General features: G+C 41.3%; 22 protein-coding genes. 18 read left to right on the top strand and 4 right to left on the bottom strand.

From position 1 onward, the window contains the following. Window position 1 precedes the first annotated feature (1 nt). From QM857_RS05025 to purB, 3 genes are all read left to right on the top strand, one after another. Entirely contained in the window at window positions 2-1,039 is a 1,038-nt protein-coding gene (locus tag QM857_RS05025) for a hypothetical protein (RefSeq protein WP_414275260.1), read from the top strand. Next, complete coding sequence (locus tag QM857_RS05020) at window positions 1,032-1,172, top strand: hypothetical protein (RefSeq protein WP_414275259.1); 141 nt, start codon at window positions 1,032-1,034, stop codon at window positions 1,170-1,172. The genes QM857_RS05025 and QM857_RS05020 overlap by 8 nt, the downstream gene beginning before the upstream one ends. 159 nt (window positions 1,173-1,331) lie before the next feature. After that, window positions 1,332-2,630 (top strand): adenylosuccinate lyase, encoded by a 1,299-nt coding sequence (gene purB / locus QM857_RS05015; RefSeq protein WP_414275258.1) that lies wholly within the window; start codon window positions 1,332-1,334, stop codon window positions 2,628-2,630. A 45-nt stretch (window positions 2,631-2,675) separates the two neighbouring features. Here the strand turns inward: purB and QM857_RS05010 are convergent, their stop codons facing one another. Beyond that, window positions 2,676-6,821, bottom strand: a complete 4,146-nt coding sequence (locus QM857_RS05010; RefSeq protein ID WP_414275257.1) for a family 20 glycosylhydrolase — start codon at window positions 6,819-6,821, stop codon at window positions 2,676-2,678. 270 nt (window positions 6,822-7,091) lie between these two features. Next, window positions 7,092-7,808 (bottom strand): GntR family transcriptional regulator, encoded by a 717-nt coding sequence (locus QM857_RS05005; protein WP_006153065.1) that lies wholly within the window; start codon window positions 7,806-7,808, stop codon window positions 7,092-7,094. Window positions 7,809-8,130: 322 nt separating this feature from the next. Here QM857_RS05005 and QM857_RS05000 point away from each other — a divergent pair, with 322 nt between their 5' ends. The 7 genes from QM857_RS05000 to QM857_RS04970 all read left to right on the top strand — a co-directional run bounded on the left by QM857_RS05000 (window position 8,131) and on the right by QM857_RS04970 (window position 14,853). Beyond that, window positions 8,131-9,918: a glycoside hydrolase family 35 protein gene (locus QM857_RS05000; protein WP_414275256.1), complete on the top strand. Its 1,788-nt coding sequence runs from the start codon at window positions 8,131-8,133 to the stop codon at window positions 9,916-9,918. Then, window positions 9,915-10,391, top strand: a complete 477-nt coding sequence (locus QM857_RS04995) for a PTS sugar transporter subunit IIB (protein WP_178894414.1) — start codon at window positions 9,915-9,917, stop codon at window positions 10,389-10,391. Before QM857_RS05000 ends, QM857_RS04995 begins: the two co-directional genes overlap by 4 nt. Window positions 10,392-10,417: 26 nt before the next feature. Beyond that, window positions 10,418-11,323, top strand: coding sequence for a PTS mannose/fructose/sorbose/N-acetylgalactosamine transporter subunit IIC (locus QM857_RS04990; RefSeq protein ID WP_178894415.1), 906 nt, complete (start codon window positions 10,418-10,420; stop codon window positions 11,321-11,323). After that, entirely contained in the window at window positions 11,310-12,131 is an 822-nt protein-coding gene (locus tag QM857_RS04985) for a PTS system mannose/fructose/sorbose family transporter subunit IID (protein ID WP_178894416.1), read from the top strand. The genes QM857_RS04990 and QM857_RS04985 overlap by 14 nt, the downstream gene beginning before the upstream one ends. 3 nt (window positions 12,132-12,134) lie before the next feature. Continuing rightward, window positions 12,135-12,539, top strand: a complete 405-nt coding sequence (locus QM857_RS04980) for a PTS sugar transporter subunit IIA (protein ID WP_006149628.1) — start codon at window positions 12,135-12,137, stop codon at window positions 12,537-12,539. Between the two features lie 99 nt (window positions 12,540-12,638). Further along, window positions 12,639-13,802 (top strand): SIS domain-containing protein, encoded by a 1,164-nt coding sequence (locus tag QM857_RS04975; RefSeq protein ID WP_414275255.1) that lies wholly within the window; start codon window positions 12,639-12,641, stop codon window positions 13,800-13,802. Window positions 13,803-13,815: 13 nt separating this feature from the next. Continuing rightward, entirely contained in the window at window positions 13,816-14,853 is a 1,038-nt protein-coding gene (locus QM857_RS04970) for an aldose epimerase family protein (RefSeq protein ID WP_414275253.1), read from the top strand. Between the two features lie 40 nt (window positions 14,854-14,893). Here the strand turns inward: QM857_RS04970 and rnjA are convergent, their stop codons facing one another. Both rnjA and QM857_RS04960 read right to left on the bottom strand, forming a co-directional pair. Then, window positions 14,894-16,573 carry a ribonuclease J1 gene (rnjA, locus tag QM857_RS04965; protein WP_004250408.1) on the bottom strand — a complete coding sequence of 560 codons (1,680 nt, stop codon included), beginning with the start codon at window positions 16,571-16,573 and terminating at the stop codon, window positions 14,894-14,896. A 1-nt stretch (window position 16,574) separates the two neighbouring features. Then, entirely contained in the window at window positions 16,575-16,808 is a 234-nt protein-coding gene (locus QM857_RS04960; protein WP_006149161.1) for a DNA-dependent RNA polymerase subunit epsilon, read from the bottom strand. A gap of 272 nt (window positions 16,809-17,080) precedes the next feature. Here QM857_RS04960 and QM857_RS04955 point away from each other — a divergent pair, with 272 nt between their 5' ends. The 8 genes from QM857_RS04955 (at window position 17,081) to QM857_RS04920 (ending at window position 22,284) form a co-directional block, all read left to right on the top strand. After that, window positions 17,081-17,287 (top strand): hypothetical protein, encoded by a 207-nt coding sequence (locus tag QM857_RS04955; protein WP_414259842.1) that lies wholly within the window; start codon window positions 17,081-17,083, stop codon window positions 17,285-17,287. A 110-nt stretch (window positions 17,288-17,397) separates the two neighbouring features. Further along, on the top strand, window positions 17,398-18,081 hold the full coding sequence (tsaB, locus tag QM857_RS04950) for a tRNA (adenosine(37)-N6)-threonylcarbamoyltransferase complex dimerization subunit type 1 TsaB (RefSeq protein WP_414275252.1): 684 nt from the start codon (window positions 17,398-17,400) through the stop codon (window positions 18,079-18,081). Continuing rightward, a complete protein-coding gene (rimI, locus tag QM857_RS04945; protein ID WP_414275251.1) occupies window positions 18,078-18,515 on the top strand; it encodes a ribosomal protein S18-alanine N-acetyltransferase in 438 nt (145 codons plus the stop codon). The genes tsaB and rimI overlap by 4 nt, the downstream gene beginning before the upstream one ends. Next, complete coding sequence (gene tsaD, locus QM857_RS04940) at window positions 18,505-19,515, top strand: tRNA (adenosine(37)-N6)-threonylcarbamoyltransferase complex transferase subunit TsaD (protein WP_414275250.1); 1,011 nt, start codon at window positions 18,505-18,507, stop codon at window positions 19,513-19,515. Before rimI ends, tsaD begins: the two co-directional genes overlap by 11 nt. Window positions 19,516-19,581: 66 nt before the next feature. Beyond that, the gene (locus QM857_RS04935; RefSeq protein ID WP_414254164.1) at window positions 19,582-20,190 is read left to right on the top strand and encodes a hypothetical protein; all 609 of its coding nucleotides are present in this window, start codon (window positions 19,582-19,584) and stop codon (window positions 20,188-20,190) included. Window positions 20,191-20,330: 140 nt separating this feature from the next. Beyond that, window positions 20,331-21,026 (top strand): AzlC family ABC transporter permease, encoded by a 696-nt coding sequence (locus QM857_RS04930; RefSeq protein ID WP_414254163.1) that lies wholly within the window; start codon window positions 20,331-20,333, stop codon window positions 21,024-21,026. Then, on the top strand, window positions 21,016-21,339 hold the full coding sequence (locus QM857_RS04925; protein WP_414259837.1) for an AzlD domain-containing protein: 324 nt from the start codon (window positions 21,016-21,018) through the stop codon (window positions 21,337-21,339). Before QM857_RS04930 ends, QM857_RS04925 begins: the two co-directional genes overlap by 11 nt. A gap of 102 nt (window positions 21,340-21,441) precedes the next feature. Further along, window positions 21,442-22,284, top strand: coding sequence for an amino acid ABC transporter substrate-binding protein (locus tag QM857_RS04920; RefSeq protein ID WP_414275249.1), 843 nt, complete (start codon window positions 21,442-21,444; stop codon window positions 22,282-22,284). Window positions 22,285-22,379: the final 95 nt, after the last annotated feature.

The following is a 22,379-nucleotide window of genomic DNA, read 5'->3' as shown; positions in this document are numbered from 1 at the left end:
AATGGGAGAGTTAAAATTAAAGAATAATAACCTCATTGAAGAACAAGAAAGTAGAAGCCAACTTGATATTAAGCTTTTTCAGAACAAAAATAAGACATTTGAAAATGTCGGAAATTATTTTATGGCTATTGTTAATACCTATAACGAAGTGAAACAGAATATTGACCCTAAAGAAGTGTATGTTGTTAAATTTACTAAAGATCAACTAGATAGATTTAACAGGGGTGATATAAATTTTCAAAAAACATCAGATATGAAATCTTTATTGCCAAATTTTGTATCAAAAGGTACTAATAATGAGATTGTTTCAATGGCTAGGCTTGAGAAAATTGTATTAAATAATCCAGAGGCTTTACAAAAAATTGTGTCAAACGTAAATCAGTTGGTAGAAACTCAAAAAGTAAATGAACTGGGGCAATTGCTGTCAGAAGTGAAACAGATTGCGGTAGATATTAAACAAGGTCAAAAAGACGATAGACGCTCTAAAATATTAGGTGCAGAAAGTACAATAGAGCAAGCATTATTAATGAGTGATGAAAATCCTCAAAAAGAGTATCTATTATTGAATGCAATTAATCAGTTAAACGAAGGACGAGCATCTATTATAAAAGAATTTGAGGGGGTTGTAGCTAAAAATTTATCCATACCTAAAAATAAATTATTTTTGCTTCTTAAATCGACCATTGATGATAAATTTAATGAGGAAATTTCAAATAGCTTTATAGAATTAAATGATCAATTCTCTTATATTGTGAAGGCAAGTGATTTATTGGCAAAAACGTACACATTAACAGGAAATAGTATATTGATTGACAGTGTATATGAACCAATTAAGACATTGATAGAGAATAACCATGAATATGTCTCTAAACTACTAGAATTACAGGAAGTAAGTGCCGAGGAGAGGAAGAGATTAAAATGGTGTATAGAGCCAAATGATTTTATTGAAAAAATTGGAGCAATTGAACTGTCAGGTGATGACATTATTACAATTGAATTTTCAGGTCAGGATTTATTAAAGGAAGTAGAAAATGGATAAGAAACAAATACATAAAATTGGGAAAAATATGAATAAACCAATTAAAGTGATAAAAAATCATGCAGGAGTTATTGTATCTGTTGTCGTACCTTTAGTTGCTACAGTTGTTTTAGGGAAACAAAGTAAAAAATAGGAGACTATTGATTGCTCATCCGATGTTTCACGCTGTGAGGAAAGCGTAAGCGACGGAAATCTTGAAACTCTAGGCTCAAGATTTAGTCATGAGATTCCAAAGGAAGCTGCTGACGTCCGCCTCACTTAAGTGGAACCTCAAAAGAAAGGAAAAGAAAACATGATTGATAGATATAGCCGCCCAGAAATGGCGAACATTTGGACTGAAGAAAATAAATACCGTGCTTGGCTTGAGGTGGAAATCTTGGCTGACGAGGCATGGGCTGAGTTGGGGGAAATCCCTAAGGAAGATGTGGCTTTGATTCGCGAGAAGGCGGACTTTGACATCGACCGTATTTTGGAGATTGAGCAGCAAACTCGTCATGATGTGGTGGCTTTCACTCGTGCGGTTTCTGAGACGCTTGGTGAAGAACGCAAGTGGGTCCACTATGGTTTGACTTCTACTGATGTGGTGGATACGGCCTACGGTTACCTTTACAAGCAGGCCAACGACATCATTCGTCGTGACCTTGAAAACTTCACCAACATCATCGCTGACAAAGCCAAAGAACACAAGTTCACCATCATGATGGGTCGTACCCATGGTGTGCACGCTGAACCTACAACTTTTGGTCTTAAGTTGGCAACTTGGTACAGCGAAATGAAACGTAACATCGAGCGTTTCGAGCATGCAGCAGCTGGCGTAGAAGCTGGTAAGATTTCTGGTGCGGTGGGTAACTTTGCCAACATCCCGCCATTCGTTGAGCAATACGTCTGCGACAAATTGGGTATCCGTGCTCAAGAAATCTCTACACAGGTGCTTCCTCGTGACCTTCACGCTGAGTACTTTGCAGTTCTTGCCAGCATCGCGACTTCTATTGAACGTATGGCAACGGAAATCCGTGGTTTGCAAAAATCAGAGCAACGTGAAGTGGAAGAGTTCTTTGCCAAAGGGCAAAAAGGTTCTTCAGCAATGCCTCACAAACGTAACCCTATCGGTTCTGAGAACATGACTGGTCTTGCGCGTGTTATCCGTGGTCATATGATTACAGCCTATGAAAACGTTGCTCTCTGGCATGAGCGTGATATCTCTCACTCGTCAGCTGAGCGTATCATCACGCCAGATACAACTATCTTGATTGACTACATGCTCAACCGTTTCGGAAACATCGTCAAGAACTTGACAGTCTTCCCAGAAAACATGATCCGCAACATGAATTCTACGTTTGGTCTTATCTTTAGCCAACGTGCTATGCTTACCTTGATTGAAAAAGGTATGACCCGTGAGCAAGCTTACGACTTGGTACAACCTAAGACAGCTCAATCATGGGATAACCAAGTTGACTTCAAACCACTTCTCGAAGCAGATCCAGAGGTGACATCACGCCTTACCCAAGAAGAAATCGATGAAATCTTCAACCCAACTTACTACACCAAACGAGTGGATGAAATTTTCGAACGCATTGGTTTGGGTGACTAATCATAAAATAAAAAAGCGAGATTGTATCTCGCTTTTTATTTATGCTTAATCTTTTTTCTTGCTAAGTCCATAAGCTGTGAGTGCAGCCATAAGACCAGTAGCAATCAACCATTCTGAACCTTGGCTTCCTGTCTCAGGAAGTTTATTTTCTTTTGCCACAGGAGCTGGGGCTTGAGGAAGAGCTTTGTTTTCCTCAGCAGGAACAGTTGCTGGAGCTGGTTTACTTGGAATCTCTAATTTCGGTTTTTCTTCTGCAATAGGAGCCGGTATATTTGGAATCTCTAGTGCTGGTTTTTCTTCCGCAACAGGAGCTAGACCTTTTTCATCTCCCACATGTGTTACAAGAGTCCCAACTTCGATGATTTGAGTAACTGGTTCTTGAGCGACAACACTAGTAACCAATGTTTTCACTTCGCTTCCGTCAGCAACAGTAGACACAGAGTAGAAATGACTACGACGCCCCTTAACACCTTCAGTTACGACACGAGTTTCTCCCTTAGGTAAGGCATCAGTTTCACGAGTGATAGTTGTAAACGGAATTTCTTCGTCCTCGATCACAACACGTGGTTTTTCTTCTGCAACAGGAGCAACTCCTTTTTCATCTCCCACATGTGTTACAAGAGTCCCAACTTCGATGATTTGAGTAACTGGTTCTTGAGCAACAACACTAGTGACCAATGTTTTCACTTCGCTTCCGTCAGCAGCAGTAGACACAGAATAGAAATGACTACGACGTCCCTTAACACCTTCAGTTACGATACGAGTTTCTCCCTTAGGTAAGGCATCAGTTTCACGAGTGATAGTTGTAAACGAAATTTCTTCGTCCTCGATCACAACACGTGGTTTTTCTTCTGCAACAGGAGCAACTCCTTCTTCGTCGCCGACATGGGTGACAGGAGTTCCAACTTCAACCACTTGATTGATAGCTTCTTTTGTGACTTTGCTTTCAAGAACTGTTTCGGTTTCCTTACCATTTTCAGTAGTAACTGAGACGTAGATTGTACGTTCACCTTTGGCACCTTCAGTGACAACTTTTTCTTGTCCTGCTGGAAGGTTAGGATTTTCCTTCTTGACAGTTTCAAACGGGATTTCTTCCGTTCTTGTGATAAGCTCTGGTCGGTTTTCAACGTTGGCAGCAACTTCATTTTCATCAAGGCTTCCTGAGTGAGTTGCAGCTGGTTTGAGACCAAGTCTTGCTGCTTTGAGGCTAGCTACAAGTGTATCCAACTCAGCTTGTTTATTACGGTTGAGATTGTAGTTCAGTGCTTCTTTAGCAGCCTTGAGAGCATCGAGACTTTCTGTGCTATATCCTTCTAAGTTCTCAGGGATTTGAGCAAGTTCCTCGCGTAGAGCCTTGTAATCGGCACGGAAGTATTCTTTGTTGTGATCTGCAAATGCAGTCATGAGCTCAAAGATTTCTTCTTCTTTGTACTCAGCGCTTGGTCTATCTGCCCAGATAGCTACCATACTACCAACAGTAGGTAAATCAACCTCAGGATATTTAGTTGAAGCTAGCTGGTTGAATGGAGTTTTTTCAGTGTTTTCGATAGCTTTCTTGAGGAAGCCTCCACCATCTTCAGGTTTTTGACCGAGGATATAGTACCAATCTCCGTTAGTGTTAAGGAACTTATACCCCTTGCTTGCTAGATATTGAGGAGATGCAAGGTTGTAACCCCACCAACCTTTAGACCAGTAAGAGATGATAACATCTTTATCAAACTCAACATCGTCCTTATCTTCATAGTAGAAACCATCGTTAAAGGCCATTGGTTGCAGACCTTTTTCTTTAGCCATGGCAGCTAGACCATTAGCATAATCTGCAAACTTACCATAGAGTCCATACCACTTGAGGTAGTACCAACCTTGAGCGTTAGTAGCGTCGTTGGCATACTCATCTGTACCATAGTTAAAGATCTTAGTCTTGCCTGCAAAGAAGTCCATGTATTTGCCGATAAGGGCTTTTGTAAAGTTCATTGCTTCTTCATTTTCAAGGTCCATTGTTGTTTTTGAAACCTTGTCAAAGTTAGCTTGAGGGTTTGCAATGCCCAATTTTTCCATAGCGACAAGCATAGCATCCATGTGGCCAGGACTGTTGATAGCAGGGATGATTCCAATACCTCTATCCTTAGCATACTGGATGAGTTCAGTGATTTCAGCCTGGTTCAAAGTTGTTCCATTTGGATCGTCGTAGTAAGATTTTGTTCCTTCAATGATGGCATTTTTTACATCGTCACTTGCATAGGTCTTGCCGTTTGCAGTGATTGTCATGTCATCCAAGAGGAAGCGAAGTCCATCATTTCCAAGGAGGAGATGAAGGTCAGAGTAACCAAGTTCGCTGGCTTTATCTACGATACGTTTGAGTTGGTCTAGAGTGAAGTATTTACGTCCAGCATCGATTGAGATAACCTTGTTTTTGGCAAGTTTTTCAACTTCACGTTTGGCATCTTCTTCTTTTTGAGCTTCTGGTGTGAAGGTTAAGTTGCTAACAGCTTCTTGGAGTTTTGCAATCGCTTGGTCAATGCTATCTTGTTCAGCACGGCTAAGGTTGCTATCAAGAGAACGAATGGCTTTTTCAGCTTTTTTAACGGCTGCAATACTTTCTGCAGTATAGCGACTAAGGTCTGTTGGGACTTCTTTAAGAGCTTGTTCAGCAGACTCGTAGTCAGCGGCGAAATATTCAGCATTTGAGTTCGCGAATTGACGCATGAGTTTGAAGAGGCGGGATGGAGAGTAGCGGGCAGATGGAGTATCGGCCCAAGCAGCTACCATACCACCGATGATAGGGATATCGGCACCTTCAGTTTTTGGAACAGAAGTAATCGGTGTGCTCTTAATACCGTTCAAACCTTGGTCTAGGTTATACCAACCCTGTCCATCAGCATTACGGCCGAGAACATAGTACCAAGCATCATTAGTGTTGAGGATTTCGTGTCCTTTTTCAACTAGTAGTTTAGAAGAAGCGACATCGTAACCGCCCCAGCCACCGGTCCACATAGACACGATGATGTCTTTATCAAAGGTACCAAAAGTAGTATCGCTATTATAGTAGATACCATCATTGAAAGCCATTGGTTTCAGACCGTGAGATTTGACGATACGAGCTAGGTCATTAGCATAGGCGATGAATTTATCATAACCCTTGTCTGGGAAACCATCTTCTGGATACCATTTATAGGCTTGAAGAACACTCCATCCTTTGGCATTAGTAGCATCGTTAGCATACTCATCCAAACCGATGTTAAAGATTTCAGACTTGCCAGCAAAGTAAGCAGCGTATTTATCAATCAAAGCTTTTGTAAAGGCAACAGCCTTTTCGTTGTCAAGGTCAACAGTACGTTCTGATTCTTTACCAAAGTAGTTAAAGTTAGGTTTTTCAATGCCAAGTTCTTTCATGGCGTTGAGGATAGCATCCATATGACCTGGGCTATTGACTGTTGGGATAAGTCCAATTCCTTTATTCTTAGCATAACCAATCAAGTCGGTCATTTCACTTTCAGTTAGATGATTACCGTTTGGATCATTGTAGTAGGCATTGGTTCCATTTTCAACAGCACGTTTGACATCATCGCTTGCGTAAGTTTTGTCACCTACAGTTAGAGACATATCATCAAGCATGAAGCGCAAGCCATCATTTCCGACTAAAAGGTGAAGATCAGTATAGCCATAGTGTTTTGCTTTGTCGATGATTTCTTTCAGTTGGTCTGGAGAGAAGTATTTACGTCCAGCATCGATAGAAACAATTTTCTTTTTAGCCAGTTTTTCATTCACTTGAGCTGCTCGTTCTGTAGCGACTGCGGGTGCTTCGACCTTAGCAACTTCTTTGTTTTCTTCTTTTTCAGATACTGTCTTCTTAGCTTCTTCAGTTACTTCTGATTTAGCTGGAGTTTCTTCTGCTGTGACAGGCTCTGCTACGGCAGGTGCAGGAGCAACTTCAACTTTTGGAGCTTCAGTAGTTGCTACTGGAGCAGCTGGAGTAGCATTTTCTGTTGTTGGAGCAGTCTCGAGTTTTTCTTCACTCGTCGGTGGAGTGATTTCTCCAGTAGTTTGGGCAGCAGGCTGATTTTCTGTTGGAGTAGGTACGACTCCGTCAGCAGCAACAGCTTGAGCCTGAAAGGCAAAGCCGATCAATACAGAAGCCGCTCCGACTGCATATTTACGAATAGAGAAGCGCTGTTTATTTTCTGGTTTCATTAAAAAACCTCCCCTTTTATATTTTTGATAGCGTTTTCACATACTAACTCTATTTTATGTTCTAACTAAAATAAAGTCAAGTTTTTGAGGAAATTACTATAAAAAATAGAATAATTTATAAATTAAGATATATTTTTCTAATTTTGACTATTTTTTAGTAAAAAGGTTACTAATTATAGAATAGCTTGAAATGCTATTTCCAGGGAAGGGAGCTGATGCTATAATGGGTATATAAAAACCCTGAGACAGTTGCCTCAGGATTTTTATAAATTAGTGACCACGGTCACAAGAAATGAATTTAATTTTGTAGAAATCAGAACGTTTATAAGTTTCGATGTATTCCAAAACTTGACCAGTTGCTTCAAGCTGAGTTGTCTTAGTTTGGAAAACAGTTGGGAATTTAGTGTCGATTCCTAAAATAGAAGCGGCATGTTTTGGAGTCGGAAATACAATTTCGTTAATTTCTTCAAAATGCTCGTCATTCATGTGAATGTGGTAGTCCAATTTGAAACGAGTATAGATAGAACTATAGTATTCAAGATTTGGATAGTTGGCATTGATGTATTGTTCAGGAATATATGAATTGTGATAGATATAGGTAACGCCATTTGTTTCACGAACACGTTCAATCTTATAATAGAATTGATCGCCACGTAGGCCGAGTTTTTCTAAATATTTAAGATCGTTCCCACGTTCGATAGAAAGAACAGTTACTTTATCATCTTTGGTTTCAAAGATTTCCACATCAGAAAATTCAACGAGTTTGTGTTTACGTGCACGAGCTACGAAAGTTCCTTTACCTTGTTGGCGGACAATATATCCATCTTTAGCAAGGTCGTTCAAGGCACGAACGACTGTGATTGAACTAACATCATACATGGAAATCAATTCTGCCTCAGTGTAGAACTTATCTCCACTAGCAAATTGACCAGAAATGATCTTATTTTTCAATTCATCTTTAATGTATTGATACTTTGGAATTGCCATATTTTCACCTCATTTTTTTCCTTCTCCACTTATCATTTTAACATAAATTCTTAAAAATAGCTGAAAAGCACTTAAAAAAATTAAAATATCGGAATAAGAATTTAGGATAGATATAAATAATTCGTGATTTCCTTCTTGTTTTAGTTAGTTGCCCAGAATGCTGATCTTATGGGATTTGTGAAGATTTTTAGAAAAGATTCAGTAAAAAAATAGAAAAAATTTAAAGAAAATTTCAAAAACTATTGACATTATTCCCCGATTGGTTTATAGTTGATATAACAATAAATGAAAGCGCAAACTTTTCGCTTTTAGGGGAGGAAGAATGGCAAGATTTGAAATTAAAGATGATTTCTATCTGGATGGGAAACCATTCAAGATTTTGTCTGGGGCCATTCACTATTTTAGAGTTCCTGCGGAAGATTGGCATCATTCATTGTACAACCTCAAAGCATTAGGCTTCAATACAGTTGAGACTTACGTCGCTTGGAACATGCATGAACCTGTTGAAGGACATTTTAATTTTGAAGGTGCTCTTGATTTAGAGAGATTTCTTCAAACTGCACAAGATTTGGGCTTATATGCAATTGTACGTCCTTCTCCATTTATCTGTGCAGAGTGGGAATTCGGTGGTTTACCAGCATGGCTCTTGACCAAGGATATGAGAATTCGGTCATCTGACCCGGCTTTCATTGACATGGTTGGTCGCTACTATGATCAGTTGCTTCCACGTCTAGTTCCGAGATTATTGGAAAACGGTGGGAACATTCTCATGATGCAAGTCGAAAATGAGTACGGATCCTATGGCGAGGACAAGACCTACTTGAGGGAAATTCGACGTTTGATGGAAGAACGAGCAGTTACTTGTCCGCTTTTCACATCAGATGGACCATGGCGAGCAACTCTTAAGGCTGGAACCTTAATTGAGGATGATCTCTTTGTGACAGGGAACTTTGGTTCCAAGGCTACTTATAATTTCTCACAGATGCAAGAATTCTTTGATGAGCACGGCAAGAAATGGCCACTCATGTGTATGGAATTCTGGGATGGCTGGTTTAATCGATGGAAAGAACCAATCATCAAGCGTGAACCTGAGGAATTAGCAGAAGCTGTCCACGAGGTTTTAGAGCAAGGCTCTATTAACCTTTACATGTTCCACGGTGGAACGAACTTTGGTTTTATGAATGGTTGTTCAGCTCGAGGAACCATTGATTTACCACAAGTAACATCTTATGATTATGACGCTCTTCTTGATGAAGCTGGAAACCCAACTGCTAAATATTTTGCAGTGAAAGAAATGATGGCGACTTACTATCCTGAGTATCCGCAATCTGAACCGCTTTACAAAGAGAGTATGGAAGTTGAAAACATTCCACTGGTCGAGAAAGTTTCTCTTTTCGAAACCTTGGATAGCCTGACAAGTCCGATTGAAAGTCTCTACCCTAAGAAAATGGAAGAGCTGGGACAAGGTTACGGCTACCTACTCTATCGTACGGAAGCAAGTTGGGATGCGGATGAAGAACGCATTCGAATCATTGACGGACGCGATAGAGCTCAACTCTTTATCGATGGTAAATGGGTGGCAACACAGTACCAAACAGAAATCGGTGAAGATATCTTTTATCAAGGTAAAAAGAAAACGCTCTCTAGATTTGACATCCTTATTGAAAATATGGGGCGTGTCAACTATGGACACAAATTCTTAGCAGATACACAGCGAAAAGGGATTCGCACAGGTGTTTGTAAAGATTTGCATTTCTTGCTCAACTGGGAACACTATCCACTTCTATTAGATAATCCTGAGAAGATTGATTTTTCTAAAGGATGGACAGAAGGGCAACCAGCCTTTTACGCCTTTGACTTTGAAGTTGAGACTCCAAAGGACACCTATTTAGATTGTTCTGAGTTTGGTAAAGGGATTGCCTTTGTCAATGGTCATCATCTAGGACGCTTCTGGAACGTTGGTCCGACCCTATCTCTTTATATTCCACATAGTTACCTCAAAGAGGGTGCCAACCGCATCATTATCTTTGAAACTGAAGGGGAGTACAAAGAGCACATACATTTAACTAGTAAACCTACATTTAAACACATAAAGGGGGAAAACTTATGACAATAGTAGGATGCCGTATCGATGGACGTTTAATCCACGGTCAAGTAGCCAATCTTTGGGCTGGGAAGCTAAATGTTTCTCGCATTATGGTTGTAGACGACGAAGTTGTTAACAACGATATTGAAAAGAGTGGTTTGAAACTTGCTACACCACCAGGTGTAAAACTTAGTATCTTGTCGGTTGAAAAAGCGGCAGCGAATCTTCTTGCTGGTAAATATGACAGCCAACGTCTCTTTATCGTGGCTCGTAAACCAGACCGTTTTCTTGGTTTGGTAGAAGCAGGTGTTCCGCTTGAAACTCTCAATGTCGGCAATATGTCGCAAACACCAGAAACACGTGCTATCACTCGTTCTATCAACGTAGTTGATAAAGACGTGGAAGATTTCCGCAAATTGGCGGAAAAAGGTGTTAAACTTACTGCTCAAATGGTTCCAAATGATCCAGTTTCAGACTTTTTGAGCTTATTAAAATAGGAAAAAATTTTTAGGAGGTCATTGTTATGATACAATGGTGGCAAATTTTACTTCTCACTTTGTACTCAGCTTATCAAATCTGTGATGAGTTGACGATCGTTTCTTCTGCAGGTTCCCCTGTATTCGCTGGTTTCATTACTGGTTTAGTCATGGGAGATTTGACAACTGGTTTGTTTATCGGTGGTAGCTTGCAGTTGTTCGTACTTGGGGTAGGTACCTTCGGTGGTGCTTCTCGTATCGACGCAACTTCTGGTGCGGTTCTTGCAACTGCTTTCTCAGTTTCACAAGGAATCGAAACAGACCTTGCGATCACTACAATCGCTGTACCAGTAGCAGCACTTTTGACTTACTTCGACGTACTTGGTCGTATGACTACAACATTCTTCGCTCACCGTATTGATGCTGCGATCGAACGCTTTGACTATAAAGGAATCGAACGTAACTATCTTCTTGGTGCAGTTCCTTGGGCTCTATCTCGTGCCCTTCCAGTATTCTTCGCCCTTGCTTTCGGTGGAGAATTCGTACAAGGTGTTGTAAACCTTGTTAAAGAATACCAATGGGTTGCAGACGGTTTGACTCTTGCAGGTCGTATGCTTCCAGGTCTTGGATTCGCTATCTTGCTTCGTTACCTTCCAGTTAAACGTAACCTTCACTACCTTGCTATGGGATTCGGTTTGACAGCTATGTTGACTGTACTTTACTCATACGTAACAGGTCTTGGTGGAGCAGTTGCTGGTATCATTGGCACTCTTCCTGCTGACGTTGCTGAAAAAATTGGCTTTGCTAACAACTTCAAAGGATTGTCTATGATCGGTATCTCTATCGTAGGTATCTTCCTTGCGGTTGTTCACTTCAAGAACAGCCAAAAAGTTGCTGTAGCAGCACCTTCTACACCATCAGAAAGTGGGGAAATTGAAGATGACGAATTCTAATTACAAATTAACAAAAGAAGATTTTAATCAAATTAACAAACGTAGCTTGTTCACTTTCCAATTGGGATGGAACTACGAACGTATGCAAGCATCAGGTTACCTTTACATGATCTTGCCACAATTGCGTAAAATGTATGGAGATGGAACTCCTGAGTTGAAAGAAATGATGAAAGTTCATACTCAATTCTTCAACACTTCACCATTCTTCCACACAATCATCGCTGGTTTTGACCTTGCCATGGAAGAAAAAGATGGCGTTGTCTCAAAAGACGCGGTTAACGGTATCAAGACAGGTTTGATGGGACCATTCGCTCCTCTTGGAGATACAATCTTTGGTTCACTTGTACCTGCTATCATGGGATCTATCGCTGCAACAATGGCTATCGCTGGTCAACCTTGGGGTATCTTCCTTTGGATCGCAGTTGCAGTAGCGTATGACATCTTCCGTTGGAAACAGTTGGAATTTGCATACAAAGAAGGGGTTAACCTTATCAACAACATGCAAAGTACTTTGACAGCTTTGATTGAAGCTGCATCTGTACTTGGTGTATTCATGATGGGTGCTCTTGTAGCAACAATGATCAACTTTGAAATTTCATACAAATTGCCAATCGGTGAAAAGATGATTGACTTCCAAGACATCTTGAACTCAATCTTCCCACGTTTGCTTCCAGCAATCTTCACTGCATTCATCTTCTGGTTGCTTGGTAAGAAAGGCATGAACTCTACAAAAGCTATCGGTATCATTATCGTGCTTGCCTTGGCTCTTTCTGCTCTTGGTAAATTTGCACTTGGAATGGGCGCATAATTTATGACTAAATCATTGATTTTAGTGAGTCACGGTCGTTTTTGTGAAGAACTTAAAGGTAGCACAGAAATGATTATGGGACCACAAGACAACATTCATGCGGTGGCTCTTCTTCCAGAAGATGGACCAGAAGAATTTACTGCTAAATTTGAAGCTGCTATTGAAGGATTGGATGATTTCCTAGTCTTTGCAGATCTTCTTGGTGGAACACCATGTAACGTGGTGAGCCGTCTGATTATGGAAGGTCGTGACATTGAACTTTATGCAGGAATGAACCTTCCAATGGTTATTGAATTTATCAATGCAAGCCTAACAGGCATTGATGCGGACTATAAGAGTCGTGCTTCAGAAAGCATTGTGAAAGTTAATGATTTATTGGCTAGCTTCGATGACGATGAAGATGAATAAGATGTCAAAAACCATCTTATAAAAAATATACATGGGAATGGGAGCGACTCCCATTCCCATGTTTTCAATCATGAAACAATATTAGATTAGAGGTTTTCAATGCTAGATTATACAAAAGAAGATTTGCTTGAGTTGGGAGCAGAGATCACCACACGCGAAATTTACCAACAACCAGATGTTTGGAAGGAAGCTTTTGAATCCTATCAAGCCCGCCGTGATGAAATTGCCGCATTCTTGCAAGGGATTGCAGCTAAACATGACTACATCAAGGTTATCCTGACTGGTGCTGGAACTTCAGCTTATGTAGGCGACACCTTAGTTCCATACTTCAAGGAAGTCTATGACGAACGTAAATGGAATTTCAATGCTATTGCGACAACAGATATCGTTGCAAACCCACAAACTTATTTGAAAAAAGACGTGGCGACTGTTTTGGTATCATTTGCACGTAGTGGAAACTCACCTGAGAGTGTAGCAACAGTTGACTTGGCAAAAGCTTTAGTTGATGAGCTTTATCAAGTAACAATCACATGTGCGGCTGAAGGGAAATTGGCTCTTCAAGCACATGGAGATGATTGTAATCTATTGCTCTTGCAACCTGCAGCTTCAAATGACGCTGGATTTGCAATGACATCAAGCTTTACTTCTATGATGTTGACAGCACTTTTGGTCTTCGATCCAACTGAATTTGCTGTTAAAGCTGAACGTTTTGAAGTGCTTTCTAGTCTTGCTCGTAAAGTTCTTGACAATGTGGCAGATGTGAAAGAATTGGTTGACCTAGACTTTAATCGAGTAATTTACTTAGGTGCAGGTCCATTCTTCGGGCTTGCTCATGAGGCACAACTGAAAATTTTGGAATTGACTGCTGGTCAGGTTGCGACAATGTATGAAAGCCCAGTTGGCTTCCGTCATGGTCCAAAATCTCTTATCAATGAAGATACTGTAGTTTTAGTTTTTGGTACTACAACAGACTATACTCGTAAGTATGACTTAGACTTGGTTCGTGAAGTTGCAGGGGACCAAATCGCTCGTCGCGTTGTTCTCTTGAGTGATCAAGTCTTTGGACTTGAAAATGTTAAGGAAGTAGCACTTGGCTGTGGCGGAGTTTTGAATGACGTTTACCGTGTATTCCCTTATATTGTTTACGGACAGTTGTTTGCTCTTTTGACTTCACTTAAAGTTGGCAACAGACCTGATACACCATCACCTACAGGTACAGTAAACCGCGTCGTTCAAGGTGTCATTATTCACGAATTTAAATAATAAGGAGAGAAGGATGAAAGCATACACAGAACGTGTATTTGGGAAAGTTGATGACAAGGATGTTGTCGCTTATCGCTTTGAAACAGAAGCAGGTTACCAACTAGAAATCATGACCTATGGTGCAACGATTCTAGGCTATGTAACTCCTGATAAGGCTGGTAATTTTGCCAATGTTATCCTAGGCTTTGATGATTTTGACAGCTATGTAGGTAACAGTCCTAAACATGGAGCGAGTGTAGGTCCAGTTGCAGGTCGTATCGCAGGTGCGACATTCGAATTGAATGGGAAAACCTATGAACTCGAAGTCAACAACGCAAGCAACTGTAATCACAGCGGTTCAACAGGTTGGGATTCTAGCTTGTTTGAGCTAGTCGAGGTGAGCGACCATGGTTTGACTCTTTACACAGAAAGAACAGACGGTACAGGAGGTTTCCCTGGAAATCTTAAAATTTGGATTAGCTACCACTTGGAAGAAAATGGTGCTTATGAAGTTAGCTATAAGGTGACGACGGACCAGGATACCTTGGTTAATCCGACCAATCATAGCTACTTTAACTTGTCTGGGGATTTCACTCAGACTGTTGACCGCCATGTCTTCCAATTGAACACTGTGGGTATCTATCCAATCGCTCCTGATGGAGTACCAGCTAAAACTCCAGATGTTAATCGTGATGTGGTCAAACATATCTACAATGGTGCCTTGTTGAAAGATATCTTTGCAGACGAAGATGAACAGATTCAACTCGTATCTGGATTGGACCATCCATTTGCTCTTCCTGCAGGACATGATAATGCTGGTTTCCTTTATGACCAAGGCTCAGGTCGTTTCTTACTCTTTAAAACAGAAGCTCCTTGCTTTGTAGTCTACACAGCTAACTTTGTGGATGAGAGTGTCATTATCGCTGGGCAACCAATGATTCAACACAATGGGATTGCTCTTGAAGCACAGGCTTTGCCAGATGCTATTCATAGTGACCTGAAAGATCAAGTGATTCTCAAAGCAGGTGAAACTTTTAACAGCAAAACTCGTTACGAAATTGTCGTTAAATAAAAAAATTCTCTGAAGTCATAGGATTTCAGAGAATTTTTTATTATTCTTCATCTGGCGTGAGAATCATCGGAATGATGATTGGTTCACGTTCAGTGTTTTCGTAAAGGAATGGTCGAATGGCGTTTACGATAGCACCATTGACAGATTGGACGCTGGCATCCTTGTTTTTCAAAGCGATACGAATAGCATTGAAAAGGATGCGTTGACTTTGACGGATCAAGTCGCCAGATTCGCGCATGTAGACGAAACCACGACTAAGGATATCTGGTCCAGAAATAATCATTTGAGACTCAAAGTCTACCGTTGCGACAGCAAGTACAACACCATCTTCGGATAGGTCTCGGCGGTCTTTTAGGACTGCTGCTCCGATTTCACCGATCCGATTTCCATCGACGTAGATATCTTGAGCATTGAAGTGACCTGCGATACGAGCAGAGTTTGCAGTAAGGGCAAGGACATCACCATTGCTCATGATAAAGATATTGTCCTTCTCAACTCCAGTATCTACGGCAAGTCCAGCATGAACTTTCTGCATACGATATTCACCGTGGACAGGCATGAAGTATTTTGGTTTGATGAGGCGGAGCATGAGTTTTTGTTCCTGCTGACCACCGTGTCCAGATGTATGGATGTTGTTAATCTTACCATGGATTACTTCAACACCAGCTTCAGAAATGATATTAATCAATTTGTTAACGCTAGTGGTGTTTCCTGGAATTGGGCTAGATGAGAAGATAACCGTATCACCAGGTTGGAGTTGTACCTGACGGTGGGTTCCGTTAGCGATACGAGAGAGAGCCGCCATAGGTTCACCCTGGCTACCCGTACAGAGGATAAGAATCTCACCCGCAGGGTAATCTTTGATTTCATTTGGTTCGATGAAGGTTCCCTTTGGCGCTTTGATGTAGCCAAGCTCAATCCCATTGACAATAGCTTTCTCCATAGAGCGGCCAAAGACAGCAATCTTACGACCTGTTTTAACAGCAGCATCAGTCGCTTGCTGGAGACGGAAGATATTTGAGGCAAAGGATGCAAAGATGATACGTCCTTCGATACCTTGGATAATCTTCATGATAGACTGGCCGACAACCTTCTCAGAGTTTGTAAAGGTTGGCACTTCAGCATTTGTCGAGTCAGAGAGTAAGCAAAGCACTCCGTCTTCACCTAGAGCTGCCATACGGTGCAAGTCTGCAGGTTCACCAACTGGTGTAAAGTCAAACTTGAAGTCACCCGTACAGACGATTTTCCCTTGAGGTGTATGGATGACGATACCCAAAGGTTCTGGGATAGAGTGAGTAGTTCTAAAGAAAGTTGCTTTAAGATTTTTAAAGGTCAACTCAGTGTTGTGGTTGATTTCGTGAAGTGTAGCATTGCGCAAAAGACCATGCTCTTCGAGTTTTCCACGGATCAAAGCGAGGGCTAGTGGACCTGCATAGATAGGGATATTTGCTTGCTTGAGCAAGAACGGAATCCCACCAATATGGTCCTCGTGTCCGTGGGTAATCAAGAGAGCCTTGACGCGGTCGATATTTTCGACAATGTAAGAGTAATCAGGGATAACGTAGTCGATACCAAGAAGATCATCCTCGGGGAATTTAATCCCTGCATCAACGATGATGATTTCGTCTTGATATTCGATTCCGTATGTATTTTTACCGATTTCTCCTAGACCACCAATGGCAAAAACGCCCACTTCTTCTGGTTTAAGAGTATAGGCCATATTAGAACTCCGTAATTTCGAATGCGCCAGTTTCTTTTTCGTAGTCTAGCAATTTGTCTGACAAGAGCTCGATATATTCAACGTTGAATTCTGGACGGTTTTTTTCAACAAGTTCACGGGCAATAATGCGTCCTTCAAGTTCTGAACTAGCATCGATGTCTAAGTAAAGTGAGCGTGTTGTTTCACGACGTGGGCTACGGTCTTTAGTTTCTTGATAAAAAACTTTGTAAATCATGTGTTTCCTTTCTGTTTTCAGGTCAGCTGTATTCAAAAAATTACCAGCTTGAAGCTGTTTGTTTCTATTTCATTTTCTGCCTGTATTGACCTTGATTCGTTACAATTATCTCAATTATAACATAAAAAGGGGAATTAGTAAAAGCAGGAAACATGAAAGTAAGGAGCTTGAAATGCGTTTCATTTTACCTTGTATAAGTATTTGAAGACATAAGATGCAAGTGCTATAATAAAGTTAGAAAAGAGGTTTTTCCTTATGAAGGAGGGCAGGATATGTTTCAACTAGCTATTATCATTCGTCTTCTGGCCTTTGCGGTATTCGTTGCCTGTGTTTACGGAGGAAATGTTTTGTATACTCGGCTAGAGTATCGGAAAGCCAAACTCATTTGGAAGATTGGCTTCGTGACCCTTTATTCGTTTTTCCTTCTCCTGGTGACCTATGTGGTCTGGTTCGTATTTTACTTTGGTTTGAATACTTAAGTGCTTGTCCTGTCTGTTTGGCAGGACATTTTTGTTTGGAAACAAAGAAAATTCCCATGTGGCGGCTTTTGTAGTATAATAGTAAGCAGACAAAAAGATAGGAATGTGTTATGAAAGTATTAGCTTTTGATACGTCCAGTAAGGCTCTGTCTCTAGCTATTTTAGAGGACAAGCAGCTTCTTGCTGAGACGACGATTAATATTAAGAAGAATCACAGTATTACCCTCATGCCTGCCATCGATTTTTTGATGACCAATCTAGATTTGACACCCAAAGATTTGGATCGAATCGTCGTGGCAGAGGGGCCTGGTAGCTATACAGGTTTGCGAATCGCAGTAGCCACTGCCAAGACCTTGGCTCATACCCTAAACATTGAGTTGGTTGGGATATCGAGCCTTCTAGCTCTGGTACCGAGCCAGCAGCAAGGTCTGGTTGTTCCCTTGATGGACGCACGTCGTAACAATGTTTATGCAGGTTTTTATGAACATGCTCAACCTGTCTTTCCAGAAGCGCATCTGTCCTTTGCGGAAGTCCTTGAGCAAGTCAAGGATGCTGACCAGGTAACCTTTGTCGGTGAAGTGGGTCCCTTTGTCGAGCAGATTCAAGAGCAATTACCACAGGCTAACTATCAAGAAACCTTACCAAATGCAGCGAATCTAGCTCTTTGGACCTGGGATAAGAAAGCGGACTCCTTGCACGACTTTGTGCCGAATTACCTCAAACGAGTCGAAGCTGAGGAAAATTGGCTTAAGAATCACGCCGAGTCTGGCGAGTCTTACATTAAACGCCTATGATAGAAATCAAACGAATCCAACAGCAGCCTGATGTGGCACAAGCTATCTACGAAGTGATGACGGATGTTTATCCCGTCAGTCCTTGGACGTTGGAACAAATCCAAGCAGACCTGTCTCAAGACCAGACTTGGTATGCTCTAGCTTATGATGGGGAAGAAGTGATAGGTTTTCTAGCAATTCAGGAGAATCTTTTTGAAGCAGAAGTCCTGCAAATCGCTGTCAAGAAAGCCTATCAAGGACAGGGGATAGCCTCAGCCTTGTTTGCGACATTGCAAACAGACAAGGAGATTTTCCTCGAAGTCAGAAAGTCTAATCAACGAGCGCAAGCATTTTACAAGAAAGAAAAAATGGCGGTCATCGCTGAGAGAAAGGCCTACTACCATAATCCAGTTGAGGATGCCATTATCATGAAGAGAGAAATAGATGAAGGATAGATATATTTTAGCATTTGAGACATCCTGTGATGAGACCAGTGTCGCCGTCCTGAAAAACGACGATGAGCTCTTGTCCAATGTCATTGCTAGTCAAATTGAGAGTCATAAACGTTTTGGTGGCGTGGTGCCAGAAGTGGCTAGCCGCCACCATGTTGAAGTCATTACAGCCTGTATCGAGGAGGCGTTAGCAGAAGCAGGAATTACTGAAAACGATGTGACAGCTGTGGCGGTTACCTACGGACCAGGCTTGGTCGGAGCCTTACTTGTTGGTTTGTCAGCTGCCAAGGCCTTTGCTTGGGCACATGGACTTCCTTTGATTCCTGTGAATCACATGGCTGGTCACCTCATGGCAGCTCAAAGTGTCGAACCTTTGGAGTTTCCCTTGCTAGCCCTTCTAGTCAGCGGTGGACACACAGAGTTGGTCTATGTGTCTGAGGCTGGTGATTACAAGATTGTTGGTGAGACCCGTGATGATGCGGTTGGTGAAGCCTATGATAAGGTCGGCCGTGTCATGGGTTTGACCTATCCAGCAGGTCGTGAGATTGATGAGTTAGCTCATCAAGGTCGGGATGTGTATGATTTCCCTCGTGCCATGATTAAGGAGGATAATCTGGAATTTTCATTTTCAGGTTTGAAGTCTGCCTTTATCAATTTGCACCACAATGCCGAGCAGAAGGGAGAAAGTTTATCTAAGGAAGACCTATCTGCCTCTTTCCAAGCAGCAGTCATGGATATTCTCATGGCAAAAACCAAGAAGGCCTTGGAGAAATATCCTGTTAAAACCCTAGTCGTGGCTGGTGGTGTGGCGGCCAATAAAGGTCTTAGAGAACGCTTAGCAGCTGAAATCACAGATGTCAAGGTTATCATTCCTCCTCTGCGACTGTGCGGAGACAATGCAGGAATGATTGCCTACGCTAGCGTTAGCGAGTGGAACAAAGAAAACTTTGCAGGCTTGGAGCTAAATGCCAAACCTAGCCTGGCTTTTGATACCATGGAATAAAGAGTTAGCCTAGGGTTAGCTCTTTTATCTTGGACAAATGCCCGAGTTTTTTAGTATAGTAGAAATATGAGATTAAAAAAAACAATGAGTGTTGTGCTTGCTCTTGGAGCTTTATTGCTTTGTATGTCAGCTTGCCAGCATATTCCAAAGACACAATTGATTCTATTTGAGTCACTGTCATTCAATATGCCCCTCAAATCTCTTGAAAAAGTGTTTGGAGAAGCTGATGAAGTGATAGAAGAAACGGAAATCGCCTATCGGGACACTTGGCATGCAAGGGATCCTTATTTCTATAAAACAGGCCGGCTTTTCTATCATTACGAAAATATTGCATTGAATGGTTATACAGGTCGAGCAGATTTCACATTTTCAAAATCACATCGCTTGGAAGAAGTGACAGTTCATATTCCTGTAGCTTCAAAAATGGAGCAACAAGTAGCGCTCTACAATTTATCCCAGACTATAAAAAAAGAAATTGAAGCTCTTCCGACTTTCAAATCCGTAACTACCGAGACAGTAGGATTATACGATGATGGCTATCGCTATAAAGTCAAATTGCAAGGCCAAAGGAGAGAGCTCTGGGCTGATGTCTACCCGATAGAAGATGAATATACTGAAAAAAATGAAGGCTATAAGTATAGAATTCGAATTGATCAATTTCTCATGTATCCATAATGAACCATACTGTTCAGGGGCTGATACTTGCTATTAGTTTCAAATTCCAGACTGTTTTCTCCTCTTTGAATGTGTTATAATAATTTTTGCTGTGACTGTCTGGAAAGCAGTTGATGAAGGAATGAATAGTGAGGAGGTTTATGAAAGAAAAAGGATTTTGGGATGGTGTGCAGGCTGCGGTGCCAACGGCTCTGGGCTATGTTAGCATTGGTCTTGCTTGTGGCATTATCGGTTCCCCTTATGTAACCCCTGTAGAGATGGGCTTGATGAGCCTCTTTGTCTATGCGGGGAGTGCTCAGTTTGCCATGATAGCCTTGATAGCAGTTCAAGCCCCTGTGGCAGCCATTGCTATGACGGTCTTTTTGATTAATCTGCGTCTCTTCTTGCTGAGTTTGCATGCGTCGACCTATTTCCGTCATACTAGCTTATGGCATAATATCGGAATGTCCAGTCTCTTGACCGATGAGACTTACGGGGTCTTGATGGGAGAGCTAGTTCATACGGATAATGTCAACCCTATGTGGATGCATGGAAACAATCTCAATAGCTATATTTCTTGGTTTTTGGGAACAGTTGTCGGAACTGCTCTAGGTGGCCTTTTGCCAAATCCGGAAGTTTTTGGTCTAGATTTTGCCCTAGTGGGAATGTTTATCGGGATTTTCACTTCCCAGTTTCAAATTATGCAAAAACGGATTCCCTTACGCAATCTCTTCATCATTCTTGGAGTTGTTGCTGTTTCCTTTTTTGTGCTCTTGACAGTAGTGTCTCAGTCGCTAGCTGTCCTATTTGCGACCTTGTTGGGTTGTACCATGGGGGTGATTTTGGATGGTCAGTAAGTATATTTTAATGGCAATCGTCTTTTCTGGCTTGGTGACTTGGATTCCGAGAATGATTCCTTTTATCCTTGCCAAGTACAAGGGGCTGCCACCTATCGTAGAGCACTTTTTAAAATTCCTCCCAGTTTCTATTATCTTCGCTTTGATTCTTTCAAGTGTTGTGAGCGGAAAAGCTGGAAGCCTCCCGCAGATAAAATGGTTGGACTTTTTAGCAGTCTTTCCGACAGCCTTTGTAGCCTTTCGCTATCGCAATCTGGTGGGGACGGTTCTCTTTGGAGTGGTCTTGATAGCAGTCCTACGTTTGGTCTTTTAATCAGCCATAAAGAAAACCTATCACAAATATAGAAATCATATAATGGCGCAATCCTAATTTTTCTGTTAAGATTAGACTGTATTTTATTTTGGAGGATTTATCATGAAAAAAATCGTTAAATATTCATCACTTGCTGCCCTAGGGCTTATTGCCGCGGGCGCATTAGCAGCTTGCTCAGGTGGTGAGAAGAAAGATGCTGCAACTAGTGAAGCAACATCTGGTAAGAAAGAAATTATCGTTGCAACCAACGCTTCACCAAAACCATTTAATTATGAAGAAAATGGTGAGTTGACTGGTTACGAAATCGAAGTTGTTCGTGCTATCTTTAAAGACTCTGACAAATATGATGTCAAGTTTGAAAAGACAGAATGGTCAGGTGTCTTTGCAGGTCTTGACGCAGATCGTTACCAAATGGCGGTTAACAACATCAGCTACACTAAAGAACGTGCAGAAAAATATCTTTACGCAGCACCAACTGCTAAAAACCCTAACGTTCTTGTAGTTAAGAAAGATGACAACAGCATCAAATCACTTGATGATATCGGTGGAAAATCTACTGAAGTCGTTCAAGGAACAACATCAGCGAAACAGTTGGAAGAGTACAACAAACAACACACAGATAACCCAACTGTCCTTAACTATACAAAAGCTGACTTCCAACAAATCATGTCTCGTTTGAGCGATGGACAATTTGACTATAAGATTTTTGACAAGATCGGTGTAGAAACAGTTATCAAAAACCAAGGTTTGGATAATTTGAAAGTCATCGAACTCCCAAGTGACCAGCAACCTTATGTTTACCCACTTCTTGCCAAAGGTCAAGATGAGTTGAAGGCTTTTGTGGACAAACGCATCCAAGAACTCTATAAAGATGGAACGCTTGAAAAACTATCTCAACAGTTCTTTGGTGGCTCTTACCTGCCAGCAGAAGCTGACATTAAATAGTTAAAAACTACCTCTGTTAGTGACAGGGGTATTTTTTATGTAAGCACATTCAAAAAAGCGGCTGGAATACCTCATATTCTTTGACAAAGGCCATC

This window comes from Streptococcus infantis, from assembly GCF_047463315.1.
Lineage (GTDB): Bacteria > Bacillota > Bacilli > Lactobacillales > Streptococcaceae > Streptococcus > Streptococcus infantis_AB.
Note: the sequence above shows the minus strand (reverse complement) of the source record. Positions and strands in the feature narration are given on the sequence as shown.

Excerpts from the sequence above, each read along its gene's own strand:
- QM857_RS04990 (WP_178894415.1), top strand. The coding sequence starts at position 10,418 with ATGATACAATGGTGGCAAATTTTACTTCTCACTTTGTACTCAGCTTAT.
- QM857_RS04930 (WP_414254163.1), top strand. The coding sequence starts at position 20,331 with ATGAAAGAAAAAGGATTTTGGGATGGTGTGCAGGCTGCGGTGCCAACG.
- QM857_RS05000 (WP_414275256.1), top strand. The coding sequence starts at position 8,131 with ATGGCAAGATTTGAAATTAAAGATGATTTCTATCTGGATGGGAAACCA.
- rimI (WP_414275251.1), top strand. The coding sequence starts at position 18,078 with ATGATAGAAATCAAACGAATCCAACAGCAGCCTGATGTGGCACAAGCT.
- QM857_RS04980 (WP_006149628.1), top strand. The coding sequence starts at position 12,135 with ATGACTAAATCATTGATTTTAGTGAGTCACGGTCGTTTTTGTGAAGAA.
- QM857_RS04920 (WP_414275249.1), top strand. The coding sequence starts at position 21,442 with ATGAAAAAAATCGTTAAATATTCATCACTTGCTGCCCTAGGGCTTATT.
- QM857_RS04935 (WP_414254164.1), top strand. The coding sequence starts at position 19,582 with ATGAGATTAAAAAAAACAATGAGTGTTGTGCTTGCTCTTGGAGCTTTA.
- QM857_RS05020 (WP_414275259.1), top strand. The coding sequence starts at position 1,032 with ATGGATAAGAAACAAATACATAAAATTGGGAAAAATATGAATAAACCA.
- QM857_RS04970 (WP_414275253.1), top strand. The coding sequence starts at position 13,816 with ATGAAAGCATACACAGAACGTGTATTTGGGAAAGTTGATGACAAGGAT.
- QM857_RS05005 (WP_006153065.1), bottom strand. The coding sequence starts at position 7,808 with ATGGCAATTCCAAAGTATCAATACATTAAAGATGAATTGAAAAATAAG.
- QM857_RS05010 (WP_414275257.1), bottom strand. The coding sequence starts at position 6,821 with ATGAAACCAGAAAATAAACAGCGCTTCTCTATTCGTAAATATGCAGTC.
- QM857_RS04975 (WP_414275255.1), top strand. The coding sequence starts at position 12,639 with ATGCTAGATTATACAAAAGAAGATTTGCTTGAGTTGGGAGCAGAGATC.
- purB (WP_414275258.1), top strand. The coding sequence starts at position 1,332 with ATGATTGATAGATATAGCCGCCCAGAAATGGCGAACATTTGGACTGAA.
- tsaB (WP_414275252.1), top strand. The coding sequence starts at position 17,398 with ATGAAAGTATTAGCTTTTGATACGTCCAGTAAGGCTCTGTCTCTAGCT.
- QM857_RS04985 (WP_178894416.1), top strand. The coding sequence starts at position 11,310 with ATGACGAATTCTAATTACAAATTAACAAAAGAAGATTTTAATCAAATT.
- QM857_RS05025 (WP_414275260.1), top strand. The coding sequence starts at position 2 with ATGGGAGAGTTAAAATTAAAGAATAATAACCTCATTGAAGAACAAGAA.
- QM857_RS04960 (WP_006149161.1), bottom strand. The coding sequence starts at position 16,808 with ATGATTTACAAAGTTTTTTATCAAGAAACTAAAGACCGTAGCCCACGT.
- QM857_RS04925 (WP_414259837.1), top strand. The coding sequence starts at position 21,016 with ATGGTCAGTAAGTATATTTTAATGGCAATCGTCTTTTCTGGCTTGGTG.
- rnjA (WP_004250408.1), bottom strand. The coding sequence starts at position 16,573 with ATGGCCTATACTCTTAAACCAGAAGAAGTGGGCGTTTTTGCCATTGGT.
- QM857_RS04955 (WP_414259842.1), top strand. The coding sequence starts at position 17,081 with ATGTTTCAACTAGCTATTATCATTCGTCTTCTGGCCTTTGCGGTATTC.
- QM857_RS04995 (WP_178894414.1), top strand. The coding sequence starts at position 9,915 with ATGACAATAGTAGGATGCCGTATCGATGGACGTTTAATCCACGGTCAA.
- tsaD (WP_414275250.1), top strand. The coding sequence starts at position 18,505 with ATGAAGGATAGATATATTTTAGCATTTGAGACATCCTGTGATGAGACC.